Raw genomic sequence first — 3,840 nt, forward strand, 5'->3', positions numbered from 1 at the left:
CACGTAGCTGTCCGTGTCGCGGTAAACGTACGTCGTGCTCCCGTCCCGCCGTATCTCCTGCACCAGCCGCAGGCCGTCCCACACAAAGCGCACCCGGTAAGACGCGGGCAGCGGTACCACCGGATGCCACGAGCGGTTGCGGCTGACGTAGTGCACCTGTTTCTCCGTCCGCCTTCCCAGCGCGTCGTAGTGGAACTGCACCACCGTCTGCGGCATCGCCGGGCGGTCCGGCGTCACCGTGACTTTCGCCAGACGGTGCTCCCCGTTCCACTCCAGCGCCAGGTGCCGTCCCGGCTCGCGTTTCCCGATTACCCGCCCGTGCACGTCGTAGCGCCACTCCACCTCGCCCAGCCGCGTCACCCGGTTATGGGCCACGTAGCGCCGGCCGGGCTCGCCGGTCACGCCCGCTTCCGGCACACTGCCTTCCCCGGTCAGCCCGTGGGCGGCATACAGGTTGCGCCACATCTCCGGCAGGTCATCGTTGCCGTGCGTGCCGGACCGGGCCGGCGTGTCCCGGCGCGGCGTGCCGCTCTGCGCTGACGGGCCGCCCGCGTTGGTCCCCGCGTCCAGCGGGTTACCGGCGGCGTCCCATTCCCACTGCCGGTTGCCCGGCAGGCTGCCGGACTGCTCCTCCAGCCGGTCATCCTCCCCGTAGCGCCAGCTGCGGTAGCGCGAGGTCATCTCCCCGGCCTTTTCCGTCTTCAGCCGCCCCGCCAGGTCCCAGCTGCGCCGCCACGCCCACTGCGGGGTGGACGGCTGCCGCAGGCCGTCGCGGTACGTATCCTGCGCCGCCGGGAAGCCCCGCCGGTTGTAGGTGGTATAGGTGGTCAGTCGTCCCTGCGTCCGGCTGTCCTCCCGGTGCAGCCGGTCGCGGGTAAACTCGCTGATGATGTCCTCATCCAGCGCTATTGCCGTCAGGTGCCCGCTGCCGTAGTAGTGCTGGCGCAGCGTCCGGCCGTCCGGCAGCGTCAGCGCCGTCAGGTTACCCAGCGCGTCATACGCCCGCGCCATCGCGCCCTCTTCCCCCTGCTCCCCCGTCACCCGGCCCAGCAGGTCGCGCGTCAGGCGCAGGCCGTCTTCCCCGTGCTGCGCAAAGCCGCCGGTGCTCAGCGCCGGGTGGCGCGCCGCCGTTATCAGGCGGCCGCAGGCGTCGTAGCCAAAGCGCGTCTGCCCGTCCGGCGTGCTGCGGGCGGAGGGCAGCCCGGCGGCGGTGTAGTCAAAGCCCCAGCGGATGGCCTGCCGGTGGCCCTGAGCAAACACCTTCTCGCGCAGGCGGCCCGCCGCGTCGTAGCCGTAGCCGGTCACCACCCCGTCGCTGGCGGTTTCCGCCAGCAGCAGCCCGTCCGCCCCGTAGCGGAAGGCGGTGGCTTCCCCGTTCTCATTAATCAGCCGCACCGCCCGGCCCTGCGCGTCGCTCTCCAGCCGCACCGTCTGGCCCGCCGGGTTGCGCGTCAGCACCAGCTGGCCGCTGGCGTCATACTCCCGCGCGTAGCGCCGGTTGTCCGGGCCGGTGTAGGCCACCGGCAGCCCGTTGTTATCCCACTCAATGCGCTCCACCGGCCGGTCGGGCTGGCGGCGCGTCAGGACCCGGCCCGCCGCGTCGTGTTCGTAGTCGGTGTGCCTGCCGTCCGGCAGGACTTCCCGCAGCAGCCAGCCGCGCGGGTGCCACTCGTAGCGCGTCTCGCTGCCCGAGCAGTCGGTGTCGCTGGTCAGCAGGCCCCGGTCGTCATACTTCCGGCGGCTGACGTTCCCCAGCGCGTCCGTCACGCTGATGACCTGGCCGAAGTTGTTGCGCGCGTAGCGCGTCGCCTGGCCCAGCGCGTCCACTTCCCGTATCAGGTGGTGCTGCGAGTCGTAGAAGAAGTGCGTGGTCCCGCCGTCCGGCTCCGTCACCTTCACCGGCAGCGCGCGCTGCGCCAGCCAGGTCACCGCCCGGCGGCGGCCGTCGGCGTCGGTGTGCACCGCCCGGTTGCCCGCCGCGTCATACTCAAAGTGCTCCTCGTGGCCCGACGGGTCGCTGCGCCACAGCAGCTGCTCGTCTTCGTTCCAGCCGTACTGCCACCAGCCGCCGCGCTCGTCCTTGAAGGCGGTAATCAGCCCCCGCTCGTCCCAGTGGTGTTCGCGCTGATACCCCTCCCGCGTGGTGACGTAGGTGATGCGCGCCGTCAGGTCATAGCGGATGTCGCAGCCGTCGCCCCGGCTGTCGTGCTGGGCCACCACCCGCCAGTGGTCGTGCAGCGCCCAGACGTAGTCGCTGCGCAGCCCGCCCGGCAGGCGGTGCCACGCCAGTAAATGCGCCTCGTGCCAGCCAAAGGCGCGCGTCTCCACCCCGCTGGCGTCGGTGGCGCTCACCAGCCGTCCGGCGTCGTCGTAGGCCCAGCGCATCAGCAGCCAGCGTTCCCCGTCCCGGTGCTGCCAGGCCTCCGTCAGCCGGTCCGGGAAACGGGTGTCGCCGTAGTGCAGCCGCACCTCCAGCGCATCCCCCTCGTCGCGCACCGCCACCAGGCGACCCTGCACGTCCCACTCCGACTCCAGCGCGTTGGCGTACTCGTCGCTGAGCGTTGCCAGCCGCAGGCGCTGCGGCTCGCCCGGCGTGGCGCGGAACAGCCGCCAGGCCGCCCCGTCGTCGTCGGCAATCAGCACGTCGCCCTGCGGGTTGCGGCGGATAATCAGCCCTTCGCTGACGCTGTACAGCGCCCCGTCCGGCGCAGGCAGGGTAAAGCTGAGCGTGCGTCCGCTCTGCTCGTGCCAGGTGGCCCGGTCGCCCTCCAGCAAAATGACTTCGTCAAACAGCGTGGACCAGCCGGGGCCGTGCATCCCGCCGCGCGGGTTGAGGCTGTTGTAGCAGCGCTGCCAGCGCAGGGGGAAATGCGCCGGGGCGGTAAAATCGAGGTCCGCCTCGTCGTTGAGGACTTTGACGCCGGTCGCCGCGTGCACCGGGTTGCCCGACGCAAACACGTGGCTGAACGCCGCATCCGCCGCCATCCCCGCCGCTGCTGCCGCGAAGATGCAGGACATGTTGCGCAGGAGGCTGCCCGGCCGGCCGCGTATCAGCCCCAGCGCCAGCGGCACCAGGTTCAGCCCCGGCTGTTTGCCGCTGAGGATGTCCCGCACCACCAGCGGCTTGCCGCCGATAATCACGTTGGGCGACACCGTGCCGCCCACCTTGCCGCCGCAGGTGGTCTGGTCCCCGCTGCGCACCGCCGGGTGGCCGTTGATAAACACGCTGGAGGAGCCTTCCGCCAGGTACTGCGGGCCGCTGTGCTTCTCGCAGCTCACCCGGTCCTCTTCCAGCGTGACGGTGCCTTTGGCCGCCGTAGCGATCACCGGCTGCCACAGCATCTGCGCCATGCCGCCCGCCATGCCCAGCAGCCAGCCGCCGTAGTCGGCAAAGGTCTCAGGGGTCTGCGGTTCGATGTCTGAGGCGCTGTCTGCGCTGAGCGTCGGCATGCCTGCCGCACGGGCGGCGGGGAGGCCGTTGATAAAGACGTCCGGTGAGCCGGTGGAAATGGTGCCCGCCTTGCCGGGGGGAGAGATGGCGTTGCCGAGGCTGTCGGCCATGTTGCTGATAGCGGAGGAGGCCCCGGTCAGGGACGCTACCGCCCCGACCACAATGCCGCTGAGTACACAACTGCTGCTGATGGCGGTGACGGTCATCGCCACGGCCCCGGCCGCCACAAACGGCGCGGCGGCGGTGGCGGCGGCCATCACGTAAGCGCCTGCCAGGGCGTAGGTGGCGTTTTCGGCCACCATGCTGATGATGTCCGCCAGCAGCGTGGTGTGAATAATCGGGTCGCCCTTGCGGGCCGCGTATCCGTCGCTCACTGCGCTCTGTCCTTA

General features: G+C 70.8%; 1 protein-coding gene. It reads right to left on the reverse strand.

The features are described from left to right. Positions 1 to 3,825 (reverse strand): DUF6531 domain-containing protein (locus B880_RS0115530; protein ID WP_017348360.1); only part of this gene is annotated, 3,825 nt, incomplete at its 3' end. Positions 3,826 to 3,840 lie beyond the last annotated feature (15 nt).

Source organism: Pantoea sp. A4 (assembly GCF_000295955.2).
Classification (GTDB): Bacteria; Pseudomonadota; Gammaproteobacteria; order Enterobacterales; family Enterobacteriaceae; genus Pantoea; species Pantoea multigeneris.